At 62.8% G+C, this 21,759-nt stretch carries 16 protein-coding genes and 1 pseudogene; 11 read left to right on the top strand and 6 right to left on the bottom strand.

Features of this window, described 5'->3' with window-relative positions:
* The first annotated feature begins 23 nt into the window (after positions 1 to 23).
* Together PQQ86_RS04280 and PQQ86_RS04275 are read left to right on the top strand one after the other, a co-directional pair.
* Positions 24 to 1,079, top strand: a complete 1,056-nt coding sequence (locus PQQ86_RS04280) for a LacI family DNA-binding transcriptional regulator (protein WP_408265082.1) — start codon at positions 24 to 26, stop codon at positions 1,077 to 1,079.
* Positions 1,080 to 1,405: 326 nt separating this feature from the next.
* Positions 1,406 to 2,616: pseudogene (locus PQQ86_RS04275) on the top strand (MFS transporter).
* Here PQQ86_RS04275 and PQQ86_RS04270 read toward each other — a convergent pair.
* Positions 2,613 to 2,855, bottom strand: coding sequence for a hypothetical protein (locus PQQ86_RS04270; protein WP_408265081.1), 243 nt, complete (start codon positions 2,853 to 2,855; stop codon positions 2,613 to 2,615). The pseudogene PQQ86_RS04275 and the gene PQQ86_RS04270 overlap by 4 nt on opposite strands.
* 310 nt (positions 2,856 to 3,165) lie before the next feature.
* Positions 3,166 to 3,693: an inorganic diphosphatase gene (gene ppa, locus PQQ86_RS04265; RefSeq protein ID WP_408265080.1), complete on the bottom strand. Its 528-nt coding sequence runs from the start codon at positions 3,691 to 3,693 to the stop codon at positions 3,166 to 3,168.
* 266 nt (positions 3,694 to 3,959) lie between these two features.
* Here ppa and PQQ86_RS04260 point away from each other — a divergent pair, with 266 nt between their 5' ends.
* From PQQ86_RS04260 to PQQ86_RS04250, 3 genes are all read left to right on the top strand, one after another.
* Positions 3,960 to 5,399 carry an aldehyde dehydrogenase family protein gene (locus PQQ86_RS04260; protein WP_408265079.1) on the top strand — a complete coding sequence of 480 codons (1,440 nt, stop codon included), beginning with the start codon at positions 3,960 to 3,962 and terminating at the stop codon, positions 5,397 to 5,399.
* Positions 5,400 to 5,477: 78 nt separating this feature from the next.
* Positions 5,478 to 6,236 carry an SDR family oxidoreductase gene (locus PQQ86_RS04255; RefSeq protein WP_408201337.1) on the top strand — a complete coding sequence of 253 codons (759 nt, stop codon included), beginning with the start codon at positions 5,478 to 5,480 and terminating at the stop codon, positions 6,234 to 6,236.
* A gap of 84 nt (positions 6,237 to 6,320) precedes the next feature.
* Positions 6,321 to 7,640, top strand: a complete 1,320-nt coding sequence (locus tag PQQ86_RS04250; RefSeq protein ID WP_408265078.1) for an MFS transporter — start codon at positions 6,321 to 6,323, stop codon at positions 7,638 to 7,640.
* A 177-nt stretch (positions 7,641 to 7,817) separates the two neighbouring features.
* On the opposite strand, the gene PQQ86_RS04245 is transcribed toward PQQ86_RS04250, so the two are convergent.
* Genes PQQ86_RS04245 through hemC form a run of 3 tightly spaced genes read right to left on the bottom strand, consistent with a single transcriptional unit; the run spans position 7,818 to position 12,036 of the window.
* The gene (locus PQQ86_RS04245; protein WP_408265077.1) at positions 7,818 to 9,008 is read right to left on the bottom strand and encodes a heme biosynthesis protein HemY; all 1,191 of its coding nucleotides are present in this window, start codon (positions 9,006 to 9,008) and stop codon (positions 7,818 to 7,820) included.
* Between the two features lie 2 nt (positions 9,009 to 9,010).
* Positions 9,011 to 11,032 carry a fused uroporphyrinogen-III synthase HemD/membrane protein HemX gene (gene hemDX, locus PQQ86_RS04240; protein WP_408265076.1) on the bottom strand — a complete coding sequence of 674 codons (2,022 nt, stop codon included), beginning with the start codon at positions 11,030 to 11,032 and terminating at the stop codon, positions 9,011 to 9,013.
* A complete protein-coding gene (gene hemC / locus PQQ86_RS04235) occupies positions 11,032 to 12,036 on the bottom strand; it encodes a hydroxymethylbilane synthase (protein ID WP_408265075.1) in 1,005 nt (334 codons plus the stop codon). The genes hemDX and hemC overlap by 1 nt, the downstream gene beginning before the upstream one ends.
* Positions 12,037 to 12,442: 406 nt before the next feature.
* Between hemC and ppc the strand changes: the two genes are divergently transcribed.
* Positions 12,443 to 15,637, top strand: a complete 3,195-nt coding sequence (gene ppc, locus PQQ86_RS04230) for a phosphoenolpyruvate carboxylase (protein ID WP_408265074.1) — start codon at positions 12,443 to 12,445, stop codon at positions 15,635 to 15,637.
* A 60-nt stretch (positions 15,638 to 15,697) separates the two neighbouring features.
* Here the strand turns inward: ppc and PQQ86_RS04225 are convergent, their stop codons facing one another.
* Positions 15,698 to 16,450, bottom strand: a complete 753-nt coding sequence (locus tag PQQ86_RS04225) for a class I SAM-dependent methyltransferase (RefSeq protein WP_408265073.1) — start codon at positions 16,448 to 16,450, stop codon at positions 15,698 to 15,700.
* A gap of 168 nt (positions 16,451 to 16,618) precedes the next feature.
* Between PQQ86_RS04225 and PQQ86_RS04220 the strand changes: the two genes are divergently transcribed.
* The 5 genes from PQQ86_RS04220 to PQQ86_RS04200 all read left to right on the top strand — a co-directional run bounded on the left by PQQ86_RS04220 (position 16,619) and on the right by PQQ86_RS04200 (position 21,692).
* A complete protein-coding gene (locus tag PQQ86_RS04220) occupies positions 16,619 to 17,431 on the top strand; it encodes a helix-turn-helix transcriptional regulator (protein WP_408265072.1) in 813 nt (270 codons plus the stop codon).
* A 110-nt stretch (positions 17,432 to 17,541) separates the two neighbouring features.
* Positions 17,542 to 18,948: an argininosuccinate lyase gene (argH, locus tag PQQ86_RS04215; RefSeq protein ID WP_408265071.1), complete on the top strand. Its 1,407-nt coding sequence runs from the start codon at positions 17,542 to 17,544 to the stop codon at positions 18,946 to 18,948.
* 462 nt (positions 18,949 to 19,410) lie between these two features.
* Positions 19,411 to 19,860, top strand: coding sequence for an energy transducer TonB family protein (locus tag PQQ86_RS04210; protein ID WP_408265070.1), 450 nt, complete (start codon positions 19,411 to 19,413; stop codon positions 19,858 to 19,860).
* A 247-nt stretch (positions 19,861 to 20,107) separates the two neighbouring features.
* A complete protein-coding gene (locus PQQ86_RS04205) occupies positions 20,108 to 21,415 on the top strand; it encodes an MFS transporter (RefSeq protein WP_408265069.1) in 1,308 nt (435 codons plus the stop codon).
* A 97-nt stretch (positions 21,416 to 21,512) separates the two neighbouring features.
* Entirely contained in the window at positions 21,513 to 21,692 is a 180-nt protein-coding gene (locus PQQ86_RS04200) for a hypothetical protein (RefSeq protein WP_074285075.1), read from the top strand.
* The last annotated feature ends 67 nt before the right edge of the window (positions 21,693 to 21,759 follow it).

Below are 21,759 nucleotides of genomic sequence, written 5' to 3'. Positions count from 1 at the left end.
CGCAATGCTCTCGGAGCAAGTTGATGGCAAGCAGCAACCCCGGACGCAAGTCCACGATTTATGACGTCGCAAAGGCGACAGGTTCCTCGACGGCTACGGTCAGCATGGTGCTGAACGGCAGTTGGGTCCGCTATCGAATCAAGGAGGAAACTGCGAACCGAGTACTCGAAAGCGCCCGCCAGCTTGGGTATAACGTCAACATGAAAGCTCGAGGACTCCGGTTATCGCGCTCGGGTCTAGTGGGTATGGTTCTTCCCCATTATCGGAACCGTTTTTTTGCGGGGCTCGCCGAAACCTTCGAAGAGCAGGCTCGTAGCCGTGGCCTTTGTCCGATCGTTGTGGGCACTCAGCGCGACCCTGCAGTCGAGGTGAGCGTTACTGAAACGCTTCTATCGCAGCGGGTTGAGCTGCTATTTATCGCCGGCGTGCGTAACCCGACACCACTGAACGCGCTCTGTTCGGCTGCAGGCGTCCCTTCCATCAATCTGGACCTGCCAGGAGACGGTGCGCCGTCGGTCGTTACCGATAACCGCAAAGGCGCTCAGGCTATTACGGATGTGCTGATTGAAAAGCTGCTAGCACGGGGCGCGGCGCCAGACGAGTTGGTCTTGCTAGGAGGTGTAGCGGATGAATATGCGACCGAGATGCGTATCGCAGGATTCAGAGACGCTTTCGAAGCTCGTCAAATGACGCCTGCTGCAGATGCAATCGACTGTTGTGGATATAACGCCGCTGCTGCCAAACGCGTACTCTCAACTCGCTATGAAAAACTCGGACGACTTCCAGCCGGTTTGCTGATGAATTCGATTACCGCGTTTGAAGGGGTGGTTCAGTTCACGTCGACGTTGTCGCCCGACGCGTGGAAGTCTGCAGTTGTTGGCTGCTTCGACTGGGACCCATTCGCGGCAAATCTACCTTTCGACGTGACCATGTTGCGGCAGGACGTGCAAGCAATCATTTCCGAAGCGTTCAAGTTGGCCGAAAACTATGACCCGACGGACCGGTCTCTGATTCTCGTGCCAACAGGTCTGGGCAAGAAGTTTGAAGAAGCCGAGCAAACGAAGGAGTTTGACCGATAACTTCGGCTTAAAAATGGTTGCGGTCACAATCATCCGTCATCGTTTCCGAAACGAGACCGCGGTCGTCGCCAGGCCGTGTGAACACGGACCGGCCCAACGGAGTGACCTGCCTGCCGAGCAGGCTTGGGCTTTCGTAGCGGTGGATTTGAACGACCTGGTTACGAAATTCGGTTGCGCTACTTAGGTAGCCGAGCGTACGTCGCGTTATTAGCAAGCGCTGAGTTCCTATGGAACATCGCCCTGACATTGGCACGCCTCTATGATGGCGTTGCCCCCGCGCACGGCTATACCGCTGTTGTACCCGGCAACTCCGGAATCGAGACGAGATGCAGACCAATTCCACGCCGCGCGCCGGCACGCTTAGCCAAATCCCACGTGGTATCTGGATGCTCGGCTTCGTCAGCATGTTCATGGACATCTCTTCGGAAATCATTCACAGCCTTTTGCCGATGTTCCTGGTGACGAGTCTGGGCGCGAGCGCGACGATGGTGGGCCTGATTGAAGGCGTCGCGGAAGCGACTGCGCCGTCGTGAAAATGTTCTCCGGCGCGCTCAGCGACTACCTTGGCAACCGGAAATGGCTCGCGGTCATCGGATACGGCATGGGGGCGTTGAGCAAACCGTTGTTTGCGCTCGCGCCGACAGCTGGCATCGTTTTAACGGCGCGCGTCGCAGACAGAATCGGGAAAGGCGTGCGAGGTGCGCCGCGCGACGCGCTCGTAGCTGATATCACGCCCGCTCACCTGCGTGGCGCCGCCTATGGCTTGCGACAATCGCTCGACACAGTCGGCGCGTTTCTCGGACCGTTGCTCGCCGTCGTGTTGATGCTGCTGTGGGCAGACAACTTTCGTCTCGTATTCTGGGTGGCTGTGATTCCGGGGCTCATCGCGGTGGCGTTGCTGGTGTTTGGCATCAAGGAACCCGCACACCATTCGGACGCGAAACGCGTCAACCCGATGAAGCTCGAAAGCCTGAAGAAGCTGAGCCGGCCGTACTGGTGGGTTGTGTTCATTGGGGCGGTGTTCACGCTCGCACGATTCAGCGAGGCATTCCTTGTATTGCGCGCGATGCAGGGTGGTGTACCGGTGGCGCTGGTGCCACTCGTCATGGTTGCGATGAACCTGGTGTATTCCGCGTCAGCTTATCCATTTGGCAGACTGGCCGATTCGATGAGCCACACCAAACTGCTGGCCATCGGGCTAATGGTACTCATTGCATCGGATGTCGTACTTGCGCATGGAAACCACTGGCCGGTCGTACTGCTGGGTGTCGCGCTGTGGGGCCTGCATATGGGGCTCACGCAGGGCTTGCTGGCGACCATGGTCGCGCATGCAGCACCACCGGACCTGAAAGGCACCGCGTTCGGTTTCTTCAATTTGATGAGCGGTCTGGCGATGCTTGTGGCGAGCGTCGTCGCAGGCGAATTGTGGGACCGTCTGGGGGCAGGCGCGACATTCTATGCGGGAGCGGGGTTCTGTTTGCTGACCCTGTGCGCTCTGGCTATCGGTGGAGGATTGTGTCGAAAGCGCGCCTTCTAGCTGAATACGGTGCCGAGCAACCCGATTTCTCCCTTTCGCTTCGAGTAGACGCGATAGGATGACATTCCGCGTGAACGGCGCAACGCCTGATTTTTCATTGGAGATTTATGTACAAAAGCATATTGGCGCCCGCGCAGGACAGCTTCGGCACCGCAGACAGTGCGCAGATACTCTAGCGCGCGACGGTCGCGTTCGGACTCGACGATGATGCCAACTGCCGCAAATCCCGAGTTGTCCACTGCCAATCTCCGGTCGAAAGCCGCTTTTCCCCGGTGAACTCTATCCGGAAAAACACAAAATTCAACAGATTCAAAGAACTACGCAATCTTGCGCGAAAACTTCCACAGCACGTGCAATTGGTCTCAGCGACCTGCCGGGCGCCTCGGAAAACCTTTAAGAAATTTTCTCTATCTTTAAACCAGCGGTGCGCAGGTCTCACCACCAAAATTCAGCGAACAAATGCAAAGGGGCAAACCATTGTGGCTTGCCCCTTAAAGTCCTACCAAGTGTTCGCAAAGCGAAATCAATCTTTCACTTCGCGATTACCCTCTACTTCTTGTAGCTCGCCACGCCTTCGGTGATTTCCTTGTGAGCGGCTTCGATGCCCGCCCAACCCTCGACCTTCACCCACTTGCCCTTTTCCAGCGCCTTGTATTGCTCGAAGAAGTGCTTGATCTGGTCCTTCAGGTATGCCGGAACGTCGTCGATCGACTTGAGATCAGCGGTCATCGGGCAGACCTTGTCATGCGCGACAGCGACCAGCTTGGCGTCGACGCCCGATTCGTCGGTCATTTGCAGCATGCCGAGCGCGCGGGCGCGGACCACCGACCCAGCCAGCAGCGGAAACGGCGTGATCACCAGCACGTCGACCGGATCGCCATCGCCCGACAGCGTTTGCGGAATATAGCCGTAATTCGCCGGATAACGCATGCCCGTGCTGATGAAACGGTCGACGTGGAGCAGGCCCGTTTCCTTGTCTGCTTCGTACTTCACCGGATCGCTTTGCGCCGGGATTTCGATGATGACGTTGAAATCTTGCGGAAGGTCTTTGCCTGCGGGGACGTGATTGAAGCTCATGAGCGCTCTCTGATCAGATGGAATTCGGAACACGGCGTGCGGCGCGTGAACTCGAGCGGCGTGAAACTCGCCAGCCCGAGGCGCTACGGCCGGACAGTGCGGAATACGCCATTATAGCCAATCGGCCGATGGCACCTCTGGTTGGATCGGCGCGATAATCATCTGGCGTTTCCCGATTGTGCCTCTCGTTTGTGAAACACCGCGTATCTGACCTCGGCCTGAATCACGGCTTGAATCATGGCTGGGTGACACCTCAAGGAGCATGCATGGAAGAAGCCCGGCATTTCATCGGCGGAGAATGGTCCGCTGCGTCAGGCGGCGAAACGATCGCCGTGCTCGATCCCTCGGACGGCCAGCCGTTCACCCGGCTGGCTCGCGGCACCGCGGCGGATATCGAGGCCGCCGTCCACGCCGCCCGCCGCGCCTTCGAAGGCGCATGGGGCGAAGCGAGCGCCGCCGAACGCGGCCGCGTGCTGTACCGGCTGTCGATGCTGGTGGCCGCCCATCAGGAGGAACTCGCCCAACTCGAAGCCCGCGACACCGGCAAGCCGCTCAAACAGGCGCGTGCCGATTCGGCTGCGCTCACGCGCTATTTCGAGTTTTACGCCGGCGCAGCGGACAAGCTGCACGGCGAAACGCTGCCCTATCAGGCCGGCTACACGGTGCTGACGATCCGCGAGCCGCACGGTGTGACCGGCCACATTGTGCCGTGGAACTACCCGATGCAGATCTTCGGCCGCAGCGTCGGCGCGGCACTCGCCACCGGCAATGCCTGCGTCGTCAAACCGGCGGAAGACGCGTGCCTCTCAGTACTGCGCGTCGGCGAACTGGCGGCCGAGGCGGGGTTGCCGGCGGGCGCGCTGAATATCGTCACCGGTTACGGGCACGAAGCGGGCGCGGCGCTCGCGCGTCATCCTGGCATCGATCACATCTCCTTCACCGGCTCGCCCGAAACCGGCAAGCTCGTCACGCAAATGGCCGCGGAGAACCACGTGCCGGTCACGCTGGAACTGGGCGGCAAATCACCTCAAATCGTGTTCGCCGACGCGGATCTCGACGCAGCGTTGCCCGTGCTGGTGTCGGCGATCGTGCAGAACGCCGGGCAAACCTGCTCGGCGGGCAGCCGCGTGCTGATCGACCGGGCGATTTACGAGCCCTTGCTCGACCGGCTCAGCAGCGCGTTCCACGCGCTGCGGGTCGGACCGTCGCACGCCGATCTCGATTGCGGTCCGCTGATCAATGCGAAGCAGCAACAGCGCGTGTGGGACTTCCTCTCCGACGCCCAACACGACGGCATCCCGATGGCGGCGCACGGCGAAGTCATCCCCGAAGCGCCCGAAAGCGGCTTCTATCAGGCGCCCACATTGCTGCGCGACGTGCCCGCAAGCCACCGTCTCGCGCGCGACGAAGTGTTCGGCCCTGTCCTCGCCGCGATGCCGTTCATCGACGAAGACGAAGCACTCTCGCTCGCCAACGGCACGCAGTACGGCCTGGTCGCGGGTATCTGGACGCGCGACGGCGCCCGGCAGATGCGCCTCGCGCGGCGCCTGCGCTCCGGCCAGGTGTTCATCAACAACTATGGCGCGGGCGGCGGCGTCGAATTACCGTTCGGCGGCGTGAAGCATTCCGGCCATGGACGTGAAAAGGGTTTCGAAGCGCTGTATGGCTTCACGGTGTTGAAAACCATCGCCATTCGTCACGGATAGGCAGGCTGAGTTAGTGCGGTTGAGTTCGCTGCGAAGTTAGTCAAAGCATCATCATCCACAACAAGCAAAGGAGACATCATGCGGTTGACAGGTAAAACAGCCATCGTCACGGGTGGCGGCTCGGGTTTCGGCGAAGGCATCGCGAAGACCTACGCGCGCGAAGGCGCGAACGTGGTGGTCAACGATCTGAACGGCGCCGCGGCCGAGCGCGTGGCGAGCGAAATCGCCCTTGCCGGCGGCAAGGCGATCGCGGTAGCCGGCAACGTCACGCAACGAGAGGACTGGCAAAAACTGCGCGAGGCCGCGCTCGAAGACTTCGGCAGCGTGCAGATCGTCGTCAACAATGCCGGCACCACGCATCGCAACAAACCGGTGCTCGACGTGACGGAAGCCGAGTTCGATCGCGTCTATGCGGTGAACGTCAAAAGCCTCTACTGGAGCGTGCAGGAATTCGTGCCGTATTTCCGCCAGCAAGGCGGCGGCGTTTTCATCAATATCGCGTCGACGGCCGGTGTGCGGCCAAGGCCAGGCCTCATCTGGTACAACGGCAGCAAGGGCGCGGTGATCATCGCCAGCAAATCGCTCGCTGTCGAACTGGGCCCGGACCGCATTCGGGTGAACTGTGTGAATCCCGTGATGGGCGAGACGGCGCTGCTGACCGAATTCATGGGTGTCGAAGATACACCGGAGAATCGCAAGCGCTTTCTCGCCGGCATTCCGCTCGGGCGTTTCTCGACGCCGCAGGATATCGCCAACGCGGCGCTCTATCTCGCCTCGGACGAAGCCGAGTTCATCACCGGCGTGTGCCTCGAAGTGGACGGCGGGCGCTGCGTGTAAACGCCAAGCAAGCCAAACCATCCAGCACAGCTAGAATCGCGATCGACGGCGGTACTTCATTTCCACAAGAAAAAAGGAGACACCATGGCTAGTCCCGCAAATCCGCTCCACCATCCCGGCGCGGGGGCGCCACCTTCCACGTTTGAAGAGGCGACCTACCGCAAGGTCAGCTGGCGGCTCGCGCCGCTTCTGATGCTCTGCTACGTGGTCGCGTATCTCGACCGCGTCAACGTCGGCTTCGCCAAGCTGCAGATGACCACCGACCTGGGCTTGAGCGACGCGGTCTACGGTTTCGGCGCGGGGATTTTCTTCATCGGCTATTTCATCTTCGAAATTCCGAGCAACGTGATCCTGCACAAAGTAGGCGCACGCGTGTGGATCGCGCGGATCATGGTGTCGTGGGGCGTGATCTCGATGCTGACCATGTTCGTCACCACGCCGGCGATGTTCTACGTGATGCGCTTCCTGCTCGGTCTCGCCGAAGCCGGCTTCTTCCCCGGCATCATCCTGTACCTCACGTACTGGTATCCGTCGCATCGTCGAGGCCGCATGACCACCTGGTTCATGACCGCAATCGCGCTGTCCGGCGTGATCGGCGGCCCGGTGTCGGGCTATATCCTGAAGAGCTTTAACGGCATGAACGGCTGGCACGGCTGGCAATGGCTGTTTCTGCTCGAAGGGATCCCATCGGTGATCGTCGGGATCCTGGTGTTCGTGGTGCTGGACGACCGCATCTCGAAAGCGAAGTGGCTCACCGAGGAAGAAAAGCAGATGCTCGCGAGTCACATTTCCGCCGAAGATGCCACCAAGCACGACATGCCGATCCGTCAGGTGCTAACGAGTGGGCGCGTGCTGATGCTGAGCCTCACGTACTTCTCGTTCGTGATGGGTCTGTACGGAGTGAGTTTCTGGCTACCGACCATCATCAAGGCGACGGGCGTGACGGACGCGCTCATGATCGGCCTGCTCTCAGCGATTCCATTTGCGGGAGCGGTGGTCGCGATGGTGTTCGTGTCGCGCAGCGCGGACCGCAAACGCGAGCGGCGCTGGCATATCGCATTGCCGGCCTTCGCCGGGGCGATCGGCCTCGCGCTCTCCGTGGTGTGGGCGCACAACACGGTGCTGGCGATGGCCTCGCTCACGCTCGCGACCATGGGCATCCTCACCACCCTGCCGCTGTTCTGGAGTTTGCCGACGGCGATCCTCGCCGGCACAGGCGCGGCCGCCGGTATCGCGATGATCAATTCGATCGGCAATCTCGCGGGTTTTCTCAGCCCGTACGCGGTCGGCTGGCTGAAGCAGGCGACTGCGGCGAACGACTCCGGCATGTATATGCTGGCGGCGTTCATGATCCTCGGCGGTCTGCTGGCGATCAGTGTGCCGGCAAAGATGGTCAATAAGTAAGCGCGGCTGACCGACGATCTCGCGGACGACGTAACGCAGCAATCACCGCCAAAAGTCCTGAGTTACGCGTAACGCGCCACGTTTCAAAAAAAAAGCCCCGGCATCTTCCAACGCCGGGGCTTTTTCATTTGCGTGTACTGCGGTGCGTCTTAACCGCTCGCCGCAGCGCTCAACGCATCAAACGATATTCATCGCCAGCGCACTCTCGCGATAATGCTCGCTCGCCTTGGCGGAATCGCCGATCTGTTCATGCAACCGCGCCAATGCGCGATGCGAACGAATTTTCAGCGTCTCGTTGTCGGCCAGTTTCAGCGCGCGCTCGAGGAACGATTGCGCCTTGCCCCACAACTGCTGATGCAGGCACAAACGGCCCAACGCGAACATCAGGTCCGCATCTTCCGGGCGATCCTTCTGCCAGCCTTCGGCCTTCTGGATCAGCGGCAACGCGTCGCCCCCAGTCGTGTCCGGATAACGGCGCAGCAGACGCGCGTCCCAGTTCTGCGCCAGTGCCTCTTCGACAATCTTGCGCGCTTCCTGCGGACGATTCAGCGACACCAGCAATTCCGCGGCGAGGTCGGCGAGACGCGGCGAATGACGTTCAGTCGCCGACAGCGAATTCCACAACTCCAGCAGCGCATCAACGTTATGACGCCGGTCGCGCAGCAGGTTTTCCGCCGCGAGCTGGCGCAAACGCACCGCCACCGCCGGATGGATCGCTTCGCGTTTTTCCAGCGTCTTGACGAGCTTGAGCACTTCGCCCCAGTTCTTCAATTGCTGTTGCGCGCGCAACGTGATTTGCTGCGCATGAATCCGCCGTGCTCCCTGCGACTGCATTTCGGTCAGCGCGGCGAGTGCACCGTCTGCGTCGCGGCCGTCGGCACGCATGTCAGCGGTGGCCATCAGGCGAGCGTCCTGCCAGTCGGCTTCGTCGATCTGGGCGAGCCATTCGTCGCGCCGCGCATATTCATGCATGCGGTGCGCCGCGGTGGCCGCGATCAAACCGGCCGCGCCCTTGTTGTCGCCATTCGTGAGCGAATCTTTCGCGGCTTTTTCAGCGCGCGAGAAACGCCCGGCGTACAGATTGCCGATCGCGTCACGCAATGCAGCGTGCGCTTTCGCGACACGCGAGCGCGCCCGGTAGGCCGCCACGCGCTGCGGCATGCGCCAGATGTTGCGCACGATGCGCAGCAGCGCGTACAGCAGGATGAACAGCACTACCAGCCCGACCACGAACAGATTCAGCGAGATGTCGACGCGGTACGGCGGATAGATCAGCAGCACCTGCCCCATGTCGAAGCGTCCGACCACCGCCAGCACCACCGCGATGGCGAACAACAGCGCGAGCCATAGAAGTCCCCGGATTGCCATGATTAACCTCGGCTCCGGTATTGATTAACGGCCTGCAGGCTGGTGTTCAGAGTCGGCAGTTCAACCGCGGCCGAGCCCGCATCCACCTGCTTGACCAGATCGACCACGGTCTGCGTTTTCTTCGAGGTGTTGTCGAAGTAGCGCGTGAGCGCAGCCTGCGCCGCCTGCAGGTCGGACTTCAGCGTGGTCTGGTTGCGCGAAAGCAACGCAAGCCGCGCCGACAGCAAACGCAGCTTCAGATTCTCGCGTACGAAGTAGCCTTGATCGGGCGTGACCAGCATGGCGTCGGCGTTATCGATGCGGCGCACCTGCACGAGGCTGGTGAGCTGCTGGCCAATGCCGGTCGTGACTTCACGCCACCACACTTTCCAGCGCGGCTCGCCGGTCGCCGCGGCCACCTTCGCCGTGTCGGCCCAGGTGGCGGCCTTTGGCGTGGCATGGGCAATCGGGGCTTCGCCGGAAAGCGGCAGACTGTCGACCTGGTCGATCGCGTTGTCGAGCTTGATCGCCATGCCGGTCAGATCAGTGGACGGCGCGGCTTTCAGCTTGTCGATGTCTTGCGCGATCGCCTTGCGCACGGTCACGGCCTGCGGACTATCCGACGCGGCGAGACGCGTGTCCGCGCTTTGCAGCGCGAACAGAGCGAGCTGCGTATTGCCGGTGAGCTGCAATTGCTGGCTCGCGGCCGACAGCATCTGGCCCACTTCGGCCATCGTCCAGTCGTCGCGATTGCGGGCGAGATCGGTGTATTGCTGTTGCAGCGCCTGCTGCGCGGTTTGCGCATCAGCGAGCTTGCCCTCGAGTTGCGCCACCTGCGAGTCGGACTGATGCACCGTGGCCAGCGCCTGATCCGTCTTGACGCGCAAGTCGTTGGTCTGCGTGTCATTGGCCTGCTGGCGTTGCGCGATCTGCTGCGCGGTGCGCTCCACCTTGCGATTGAGCGCATAGCCGCCCACCCCCGCCGCACAAGCGATGATCACGACGACAAACCACAGCAGCGGTCCGCTCGCGCTGCGGCGCTTTTGCTGCGCTTCGTAGGGCGTGAAGGGTGAATTCGGCGGCAACGCAGTGGTTGCGGCCGGCTGGGGTGAAGCGTTCGTGGATGCGTTCGTTTCAGTCATGCGTGATTTAGCCGGTGAATGAGCCGGGTTGGACGGTACCGGTTGAACAACGGTCGGGACGGCGGCAAGCAAGGCGCGGGCAATGCGCTCATCGCCCGCACCGGACACCGTAATGCTATCAAAACCCAATGCCCGCGCGGTCTGCGCGATGCGGGGATGCGGCGTGACCAGATTGGCATGCCTCAGCTGCGTGATTTCGTCGGCGGTCAGATGCTCCTGAGCGAGTTCATGCAGGTTGCGCACGCCCTCCGAACTGGTGAGCAGCCAGGCGTGCGGCGCACCAGCCAGAAGCGCGTGCACGCGCGCCCAGCCGCCTATCGACGGTTCCGGCACGAGGCGGCGATAGGCCGCGACCGTTTCGACTTCGGCGCCCGCTTCGCGCAAGCGGTCGGCGAGCCATTCGCGGCCGCCGTCGCCGCGCACGATCAGTACGCGCTTGCCTTCGAGGCTCGTCGCGCCGAGCGCGGTATCGATCGCCGCGAACAGGCCTTCGGAATCGAAGCGCGCCGTATCGTCATCGGGTGCGGACGGCGGGCTGATGACGGTGTACGCCGGCGCCGCGACGCCGTGGCCCGCCAGCGCCTGCACGCTGCCTGGCCCAACTACGCCGATCGGCAGCGCGTGCGGCCAGATCGCATCGCTCCTGGCCAACGCGTGATCGACCGCGTTGGGCGAGACGAACACCACCAGTGCATAACGTTCCAGAGAGGCCAGCGCTGCGCGCAACGACGCCTCGTCTGTGACAGGCGCGATGTCGATCAGCGGAAAGTCGAGCACGGCAACGCCCGCTGCCGCGAGTTGCGCGATTAATTCGTTCGACTGACCGGCCGGTCGCGTAATCACGACCGTGAACGCCGCCTTGTCGACGGATGAGGATGCGTTGCCCGGGATATCGGCCGCCATCACTCGCCGGTCGCCGCGCTGTCCGCCGACCCTGCGGCGGGGCCGCTGGCCGTGCTCAATGCGCGGACGATTTCCATCGCACCTTGCTGCTCGAGCGCGTCCGCCACTTCCTTGCCGAGCGCGATAGCGCGTTCGACGGTGGGCGCCGGCGCCGATGCCTGCGCGCTCAACACACGCTGGCCGTCAGGCGTAGCGACGATGCCGCGCAGATGCAGCGCGCCGTCGTGCCAGTGTGCATAGGCCGCGAGCGGCACTTCGCAACTGCCGCCGAGGGCGCGCGAGACCATCCGCTCCGCTTCGACGGCCGCTGCCGTATGTTCGTGATGCAAGGGTGCGAGCCATGCCGCGAGGTCCGCGCGATCGGCGCGAATTTCGATGCCGAGCGCGCCCTGACCGGCCGCGGGCAAGCTGTCTTCGGGATCGAGATTCGCGCGGATGCGCTCGCCCAGACCCAAACGCTTCAAACCAGCCGCCGCCAGAATGATCGCCGCATAGTCGCCGCGATCGAGTTTCGACAGACGGGTGTCCAGATTGCCGCGCAACGGCCGCACCACGAGGTGCGGATAACGCATGCGCAGCATAGCCTCACGGCGCAGGCTGGAGGTGCCGACCACGGCGCCGGCCGGCAGCGCGGCAAGCGAATCGTACTCGTTCGACACCAGCGCGTCGCGCGGATCTTCGCGCTCCATGATGGTGGAGAGCACAAAGCCCGCGGGCAGCTCCATGGGCACGTCTTTGAGCGAGTGCACGGCCAGGTCGGCGCGGCCGTCGGCCAGCGCCGCTTCCAGTTCCTTGACGAAGAGGCCCTTACCACCAACCTTCGACAAAGTGCGATCAAGAATTTGATCGCCACGTGTCGTCATTCCGAGGATTTTTACGTCACAAGATGGATATAATTTGTGCAGCGCACATCGCACATGCTCCGCCTGCCACATGGCAAGGCGGCTTTCTCGCGACGCAATCACAAGCGTGTGGGGTGGCGTAGAAAACGTCTCGGTGTTCATTAGCTTGCTGATCGAATGACGGAATGTAATAACAATCAATGTTAGCACGCGCCCTTGTGTCTCAAGGCACAGCGGAGCGCCGTGCCGGCGCGGTATCGATGGAGGAGACGGGCCTCGTAGAGCGCGCGCCTGCCTCATCCCAGCCTGTTCAAGCACGGTCGTTCGCGCACCGGGGCGCGGCATGCGGGATGATGCAATGCGGCGCAACGTGGCTGTCGTGCATGCAATGCACCTCACACCTCGTGCGCTTCATGCAAATGCGCACGCGGCTACCCTCTCCGGCGTATTGCCATCGGCGCATACCGTTTTGTCCAGGTTTCGCGCAGTTCCCGTTGCAACTCTTAGTGCAGTTCCGCAGTAGCAGTTCATCACTCAACAGACCCTGGCTTCCCTGAGGAAACCCATCGTGACGTCTTCCGGATCGGCGCGCCCTGCCCGCCGCAACACTGCATCGCCCAACGCTCAAGCGGCTGACGCCGCAACGGCTGCCCAGTCCACACCGGCCAAACGCGCCGGCAAAGCGGCCAAAGCAAGCCAGGCCGCTAACGTCGCCAAAGCCTCCAAATCCGCCAAAACCTCCACGCCCGCCAAGGCGGACAAGACAGTGAAGGCCATCAGGACAGGTAAGGCAACGCAAGCCACGAACGCCGCCCAGACGCTGAAACCGGCCAAAGCGAAGTCCCCGAAGATCAAGGCCGTCGCAAGCGTTGCCGCGCCGGAAGCCACTCAGGCGCCCAAGCTGCAAGCCGTTTCACCGGATACGGTCGTGCCGGCGTCGAAAAGCAGCGGCCGCACGCGTGAGGACAAGGACCATCCGCTGTTCCAGGACATCCGCTATCTGGGGCGCCTGCTCGGCGACGTGCTGCGCGAACAGGAAGGCGACGCAGTGTTCGACGTCGTGGAGACGATCCGCCAGACCGCCGTGCGTTTTCGCCGCGAAGATGACAGTGCCGCCGCGCAAACGCTCGACAAGAAACTGCGTTCGCTGAGCCCGGAGCAAACGGTCAGCGTGGTGCGTGCGTTCAGCTACTTTTCGCATCTTGCGAACATCGCTGAAGACCGCCACCGCAATCGCCGTCACCGGATTCACGCGCTAGCCGGCTCGACCTCGCAACCGGGCACCATGTCGCACGCGCTCGAACGGCTCGTCGAGGCGGGCGCCGCCGCGACGCCGGTCCTGCAGCAGTTCTTCAACGATGCGTTGATCGTGCCGGTCCTGACCGCACACCCTACCGAGGTGCAGCGCAAGAGCATTCTCGACGCTCAGCACGACGTCGCGCGCCTCCTGGCCGAACGCGATCAGCAGTTGACCAACCGCGAACGCGCGCATAACGAGGCGATGCTGCGTGCGAGCGTCACGTCGCTCTGGCAAACGCGGATGCTGCGCGATTCGCGCCTGACGGTAGCCGACGAAATCGAAAACGCGCTGTCGTATTACCGCGCGACCTTCCTCGAAGAAATTCCGGCGCTCTACGCCGACATCGAGGAAGCGCTCGCCGAGCACGGCCTCGATGCGCGCCTGCCACCGTTCCTCCAGATGGGCAGCTGGATCGGCGGCGATCGTGACGGCAATCCGAACGTCACGGCCGAAACGCTCGAACACGCGATCACGCGCCAGGCCGCGGTGATCTTCGAACACTATATGGAGCAGGTGCACAAGTTGGGCGCCGAGTTGTCGGTGTCGAACCTGCTCGCGGGCGCAAGCGACGCGTTGAAAGAACTCGCGGCCATCTCGCCCGACCAGTCGCCGCACCGCACCGACGAACCGTATCGCCGCGCCTTGATCGGCATGTACACGCGACTCGCGGCAAGCGCGCGCGTCCGCCTCGGTGAAGGCAGCGTGCCGGTGCGCAGCGCAGGCCGCGGCGCGGCGCCGATACGCGCCAAGCCGTACGACGACTCCGCCGAATTCGTGCGCGATCTGCACGTGCTGATCGATTCGCTCGCCGAGCATCATGGCGCGCCGCTCGCGGCACCCCGTCTGTCGCCGCTCGCGCGCGCCGCCGAAGTGTTCGGCTTCCATCTGGCGAGCATCGACTTGCGTCAAAGCTCCGACATCCATGAAGCAGTGATCGCCGAGTTGCTGAAGCGCGCGGGCGTCGAAGACGACTACGCGTCGCTCTCCGAGGAAGACAAGCTCAAGGTGCTGCTCGCCGAACTTTCGCAGCCGCGCCCGTTGCGCCTGCCCTACGCCGAGTACTCCGATCTCGTGAAAAGCGAACTCGGCGTGCTCGAAGAGGCCCGCGTCACACGCGAGAAGTTTGGCGCGCGCGCGGTGCGCAACTACATCATTTCGCACACTGAGACCGTCAGCGATCTGGTCGAAGTGATGTTGCTGCAGAAGGAAACCGGCCTGCTGCACGGCCGCCTGGGCGACGCGCACGATCCGGCGCGCGCGGGCTTGATGGTGATCCCGCTGTTCGAAACGATCCCCGACTTGCGCAACGCACCGCACATCATGCGCGATCTGATCGCGCTGCCGGGTGTCGACGCACTGATCGAACATCAGGGCAACGAGCAGGAAGTGATGCTCGGCTATTCGGACAGCAACAAGGACGGCGGCTTCCTGACGTCGAACTGGGAGCTGTACCGCGCCGAGCTGGCGCTGGTGTCGCTGTTCAATGAACGTGGCGTGACCCTGCGCCTGTTCCATGGACGCGGAGGCACGGTAGGCCGTGGCGGTGGTCCGACGTATCAGGCGATTCTGTCGCAGCCGCCGGGCACCGTGGACGGCCAGATTCGCTTGACCGAGCAAGGCGAAGTGATCGCCAGCAAGTTCGGCAATCCGGAAATCGGCCGGCGCAATCTGGAAACGGTGGTGGCCGCAACGCTCGAAGCGTCGTTGTTGCCGCACGGTATTGCGCCCGCGCAATTGCCCGCCTTCGAAGAGACGATGCAGCAGTTGTCCGACGCGGCGATGGCGTCGTATCGCGCGCTGGTCTACGAAACGCCGGGCTTCAAGGAGTATTTCTTCGAGTCGACGCCGATCTCGGAGATCGCCGAGTTGAACATCGGCAGCCGTCCGGCGTCGCGCAAATTGCAGGACCCGAAGCAGCGCAAGATCGAAGATCTGCGCGCGATTCCGTGGGGCTTCTCATGGGGCCAATGCCGTTTGCTGCTGACCGGCTGGTACGGTTTCGGCAGCGCGGTGGCCGCGCATCTGGACAGCGCACCGAGCGATGCCGAGCGCACCCGTCGTCTTGCGCTGCTCAAGAAAATGCACAAGACGTGGCCGTTCTTCGCGAACCTGCTCTCCAACATGGACATGGTGCTGGCGAAGACCGACCTCGCGGTGGCCTCGCGCTACGCACAGCTCGTGTCCGACAAGAAGCTGCGCAAGCATGTGTTCGAGCGGATCGTCGCGGAATGGGAGCGGACGTCGAAGGTGTTGTCGGAGATCACCGGCAAGAGCGAACGGCTCGCGGAGAACCCACTGCTCGCGCGTTCGATCAAGAACCGCTTCCCGTATCTCGATCCGTTGAATCACTTGCAGGTCGAGTTGCTCAAGCGTCACCGCGCGGGCGATACCAACGCACGCGTGCGGCGCGGGATTCATTTGAGTATCAACGGGATTGCAGCGGGGCTGCGTAATACGGGCTGATCAAAGCCACACTGACCGGGTGGGCCATACCACCCGGTTAATTCGACTTACTGCGTGGATTTACTGAGCCGCGATCATCAGCGCGTCGAGCTCGAACGAGCCGTCTTCCTGTACGTCGAAATACTGGCGCACTTCATCGGGCGAGTTGCTCCACAGCGAGCGAATCGCCACCACGCGCGGTTCCGGCGTGCGCATGCGCGCCACCCACGAACTGAACTCAATCTCGATGCGCCAACGCTCGCGAATCGATGCCTTGAAACCGGCCGCTTCGAACAATGCAATCCATTCATCCGCGCGGTAGTCGCGGATGTGCGAGCCGTCGCGCAACACTTCAATTGCCTGAATATGCGTGTCGAGCAGTGGATGATCGGCGCCGGCGATGTCGATGAACAGTACCTTGCCGCCCGGCTTCAACACGCGCCGCACTTCGGCCAATGCAAGCGGCACGTCGTGCCAATGATGCGCGCTCATCCGGCTGATGATCCAGTCGAACGAATGATCGTCGAACGGCAGCGTTTCGGCCGCGCCCTGTTGCGTGCGGATGTTGGTCAGGCCGCGATCTTTGGCCGCGCCGTCGACAGTCGCCAGCATTTGCGGCGCGATGTCGTACGCGATCACTTCTTTTGCGTGCGGCGCGACCGCGAAACTCGCGTGACCTGCGCCGCAGCCCATATCGAGCACCTTCGCGTCCGGAGTTGCGGCGATCGATTCCGCCAGCGTCTGCAGATCGGCGCCGGTGGCATGCGTCTGACTCGTCAAATACGCGGCGGCGGTCGAGCCGAAGGCGTCGGCGACCTGATCGTGATGCTTCATGGGAGGCTCCGGTTATTTACGTGGGGTTGCGCCGGGCTTGGGCCCGGGTCTCTCTGGACGGCACTGCGTCGTTCCAGTCGTTACAATAGAGCCCGCTGTGTACCAGTACAAGTTAAGCAATTATTCTGGTATCAATAACACCACCCCGCCAAGCGCCGCCCGATCAGAATGACCACGCCGTCCTCCGCCGACAATCCGCCGCCGCTCGAAGCCACGCCCGCCCGTGCACTTGGCGATTTCATCCGTGCGCATCGCGAACGGCTCTCGCCGCAAGCGCTCGGCCTGCCGCCCGGTCCGCGCCGGCGCACGCCCGGTTTGCGGCGCGAGGAAGTCGCGCAGCTGTGCGGCGTCAGCCCGACCTGGTACACGTGGATCGAGCAGGGCCGCCCCGTCTCCGCCTCCGCCGACGCGCTGGCGCGGATCGCCGTCGCACTGCAACTGTCGCGCGCCGAGCGGGCCTACCTGTTCGAACTGGCCGCGCAGCGCGACCCGGCCGAGCCTGATCCGGCCGCCGCCGACGCCCCCGCCACCCTGCTCGAAACCGTACAGCTCGTGAACGCACCGGCTTACGTGCTCGACCGGCAGTGGAATGCGCTCGCCTGGAATGAACGCGCCGCCGACCTCTTCGTCGGCTGGCTGGACGGCACGCACGACCGCAATCTGCTGCGCTACACCTTCACCGAGCCGGCCGCACGCGAGCTGATCGTCGACTGGGAAACGCGCGCGCGGCGCCTCGCCGCCGAATTCCGCGCCGACTCGATCCGCCATTTGAGCGACGCCCCCACCCGCGGGCTGATCGACTCGCTCACCGCCGCCAGCGACGCTTTCGCACGCTTCTGGGCGTCGCAGGACGTCGGCGGCCGCGAAGGCGGCAGGCGAGAATTCAATCATCCGCGCGACGGCCGCCTCGTCTACGACCAGATCACCTTCAAGCCCGCGCATCGCGAGGATCTGAAGCTGGTGGTGCTGGTGCGGGAATAGCCCAGTGTTAAAATCCTTCTCTTTCGCTCGTTTCGATGGCGCCTGCACCGTACGTAAACGTCGTCAGCCTCTTCACTGCTCGCTCAACTGCCGCTTAACTGCCCAACACCATGACGTCCCAACTGCACAAAAAAGGCGAAGCCTGGTCGGCTCGCTTCTCGGAGCCGATGTCGGAGCTTGTCAAACGCTACACGTCGTCGGTTTTCTTCGACAAGCGTCTGGCGCTCGTCGATATCGAAGGGTCGCTTGCGCACGCCTCGATGCTGGCCGCGCAGAAGATCATCGCCGCCGACGACCTCGCCTCGATCCAACGCGGCATGGCGCAGATCAAGGGTGAAATCGAGCGCGGCGAGTTCGAGTGGCAACTCGATCTGGAAGACGTCCACCTGAACATCGAAGCGCGCCTGACCGCGCTGATCGGCGACGCCGGCAAGCGCCTGCACACGGGCCGCTCGCGTAACGACCAGGTGGCGACGGATATCCGTCTGTGGTTGCGCAGCGAAATCGACCGCATCGGCGGCCTGCTGACGGAATTGCGCACGGCCCTGCTCGACATGGCGGAGAAGAACGCGTCGACCATCATGCCGGGCTTCACGCACCTGCAAGTCGCGCAGCCGGTCACGTTCGGCCATCACCTGCTCGCCTACGTCGAAATGTTTTCGCGCGACGCCGAACGCATGGTCGATTGCCGCAAGCGCGTGAATCGCCTGCCGCTGGGTGCAGCCGCTCTGGCCGGCACCAGCTATCCGATCGACCGTCATGCCGTAGCGAAAACGCTGGGCTTCGACGGCATCTGCGCGAACTCGCTGGACGCGGTGTCCGATCGTGACTTCGCGATCGAGTTCACGGCAGCGTCGGCATTGATCATGACGCACGTGTCGCGCTTCTCCGAAGAGCTCGTGCTGTGGATGAGCCCGCGCGTCGGCTTCATCGATCTGGCCGACCGTTTCTGCACCGGTTCGTCGATCATGCCGCAGAAGAAGAACCCGGACGTGCCTGAACTCGCGCGTGGCAAGACGGGCCGCGTGAACGGCCACCTGATCGCGCTGCTGACCTTGATGAAAGGCCAGCCGCTCGCGTACAACAAAGACAATCAGGAAGACAAGGAACCGCTGTTCGACACTGTCGATACGGTCGCGGACACGCTGCGCATCTTCGCTGAAATGGTCGCCGGCATCTCGGTGAAGCCGCAAGCGATGCGCGACGCCGCGTTGCAAGGTTTCTCCACGGCAACCGATCTCGCCGACTACCTCGTCAAGCGCGGCCTGCCGTTCCGCGACGCGCACGAAGCGGTGGCGCTGGCAGTTCGCGTATGTGCCGATCGCGGCTGCGATCTGGCGGACCTGACGCTGGAAGAAATGCGTAAGGAACTGCCGAACGTCGCGCATCTGATCGGTGAGGACGTGTTCTCGTATCTGACGCTCGAAGGTTCGGTGGCGAGCCGCAACCATCCGGGCGGCACGGCGCCCGAGCAGGTGCTCGCGGCGGTCAAGGCTGCACGGGAAGCGTTGAAGTAAGGTAAGGCGCGGCGCACGGGCGCGTCGGGCAATGCATGCATCACCGCAGGCGCGAGGCAGCATGAAAACAAAGGCGAACTCATCGACAGGTTCGCCTTTTTTATTTTCGCGGCTGGATGGATTGCGCAAAGCGTCGCGCAAAAAGAAAGCCCGCGCGAAGCGGGCTAAATGAAAGACTTCCACCGATGCCTCTCGAAAGAGGCAATCGAAGTGTAGGCGTGTTTTGGTCGAAGAGAAATCCGGCCATATTTCAGCCTATTACAAGCGTTCGAATCGCAAAGGAGCGGGTGAACGACAATTGCATCCTGGCGTTTTTTGACTACCATCAAGTTAGATCCTGTCACAGTGCTTACCTCGACGATGTCCACCTGCACACGTCACCTTCGCCGCTTGACTGGACGCTTCGCTTCACGCGTTAGCGCATCCTTTTCGCATGCCCATAGCGCGACTTCCGCGTTCACGATGGCTTCGGTTTTGGCGCTCACAGCTCTCGCAGGCTGCACGATCACGCCACCTGATCGCCCGCTTGTCATCACGCCGGCGGCGGCCGTCAACAGTGCAACGCTCGACCAGTACCGCAGCGCGGTCGCGCAACGCATCATCGAACGCAGCCCTTCCTTTGTGTTGCGCGGCACGCCGCAAGCGATGCTGCGCTCGCTGGTGGTGGTGTCATTCACAGTAGATCGCGATGGCCGGGTGCTGCAGTCGTCGGTGTATCGCACCAATGGCGACGACGAAGCCGAAAGCACCGCGCTCGCCTCCTTGCGGCGCGCCTCGCCGCTGCCGCAACCGCCCGGCAAATTGCTGAACGGCCATGGCCAGCTCGAACTGTTCGAAGACTGGCTGTTCAACGACAACGGCAAATTCCAGCTGCGCGAGTTCGCCTCGCCGCAAGCGCAGACCATCGACTGAACGAAACGCCTCACACACCCCACGCGGTTGTTCCTCTGGTATGTCCGCTTTTGCGCGCGAGCATTGACGGCTGACGGCTGACGTCCGCCGTTGTAAGCTGTCGCTTCATCGTCCGCGCCGAGCCAGGCTTCAACCGCCAGCGAGACGCGCGATGCGCACGAACTTAAACATAGATGCCGCCTGACCACGCGCCGCCCGCCCATCGAAGTACGGCGCCCGACGGCATCACGACATTAGGAGACCCTGCATGTCCACTTCGCCGATTTCCGCGGCCCAGCCCAATGCGTCCGGGCAGACCAGCAGCGCGCGGATCATCTTCGCGAGCTTCATCGGCACCGCGATCGAGTTCTACGATTTCTACGTCTATGCGACCGCCGCGGCGCTCGTCATCGGACCGGTGTTTTTCCCGCACGGCTCGGCGACCGCCCAGGCTTTGTCGGCTTTCGTCACGTTCGGTATTGCATTCGTCGCGCGGCCGATCGGTTCGTTCATCTTTGGTCACTTCGGCGACCGGATTGGCCGTAAGTCGACGCTGGTGGCTTCGCTGCTGGTGATGGGTGTGTCGACCACGCTGATCGGCTTCGTGCCCGGCTACGACTCGATCGGCAGCCTCGCGCCGATCTTGCTGTGCGTGCTGCGCTTCGGCCAGGGTATCGGCCTTGGCGGCGAATGGGGCGGCGCGGCGCTGCTCGCCACCGAGAACGCACCGGCCGGCAAACGCGGCTGGTTCGGAATGTTCCCGCAACTGGGGCCGTCGATCGGCTTTCTGGCATCTAACGGTCTGTTTTTCGCCCTGGCGTTGTCTTTGAGCGACGAACAATTCCGCAGCTGGGGCTGGCGCGTGCCGTTCCTCGTCAGCGCGGTGCTGGTCGCGCTCGGCTTGTATGTGCGCTTGAAGATCGCCGAGACGCCGGCCTTCCAGGCGGCCATCGAACGCAAGGAACGCGTGAAGGTGCCGATCGCCACGCTGTTCTCGCAGCACGGGCTGCCGACGCTCCTCGGCGCGCTGGCGATGGTGGTCTGCTACACGCTGTTCTACAACGCCACGACGTTTTCGCTGTCGTACGGCGTGTCGGTCCTGCATATTCCCCGGCCGACTTTCCTCGGCATGCTGTGCATCGCGGTCGTATTCATGGCGCTCGCCACCCCGCTGTCGGCCTGGGCAAGCGATCGTTATGGCCGCAAGCCAGTGCTGATCGTCGGCATCATCGCAGCGATCCTGTCGGGCTTCACGATGGCGCCGTTGCTCGGCAGCGGCCAGACGCCGCTGGTGCTGCTGTTCCTCGTGATCGAACTGTTCCTGATGGGTGTGACCTTCGCGCCGATGGGCGCGCTGCTGCCGGAACTGTTTCCGACCAACGTGCGCTATACCGGTGCAGGCGTGTCGTATAACCTCGGTGGGATTCTCGGTGCGTCAGTCGCGCCGTATATCGCGCAGGTGCTGGCCGCGCACGGCGGGCTGCCGTGGGTGGGCGCTTATGTGTCGATTGCGGCAGCCGTCAGCATGATCGGTGTGCTGTGCATGCGCGAAACCCGCGATGCCCAACTGATGTGATCAGGGTAAAGGCGCGCTGGTAAATCCCTGCCTTGCGCGTCTTTTTGACTTGCCTATACTCGATTCCAGTAACCCTAAGGCAAGCAGGGAGGCTCTGATGAATATTCATCTTCACAACGCGGACATCGTGATGATCATCGCGCTGGCATTGCTATGTTCGCTGCTGCTGGCTTTGCGCTTTCGTCCCGCGACGTGGAAAGGCATTGTCGTGGAGGCACTGGCCGCGAACGTGGCTGCCATCACTGCCGTGATCGCTTTCGAAATGCTGCTCGCCTGAGCGGGCGAACGCCGCGATACCCGGTTGGGCGCGGCGGACGAAAGCGGTCTGACTTGATCCGAAGAAG

This window comes from Paraburkholderia sediminicola, from assembly GCF_046026675.1.
Taxonomy (GTDB): domain Bacteria; phylum Pseudomonadota; class Gammaproteobacteria; order Burkholderiales; family Burkholderiaceae; genus Paraburkholderia; species Paraburkholderia sediminicola_F.
The sequence above is the reverse complement of the archived record's forward strand: the minus strand, read 5'-3'. Positions and strand labels throughout refer to the sequence as shown.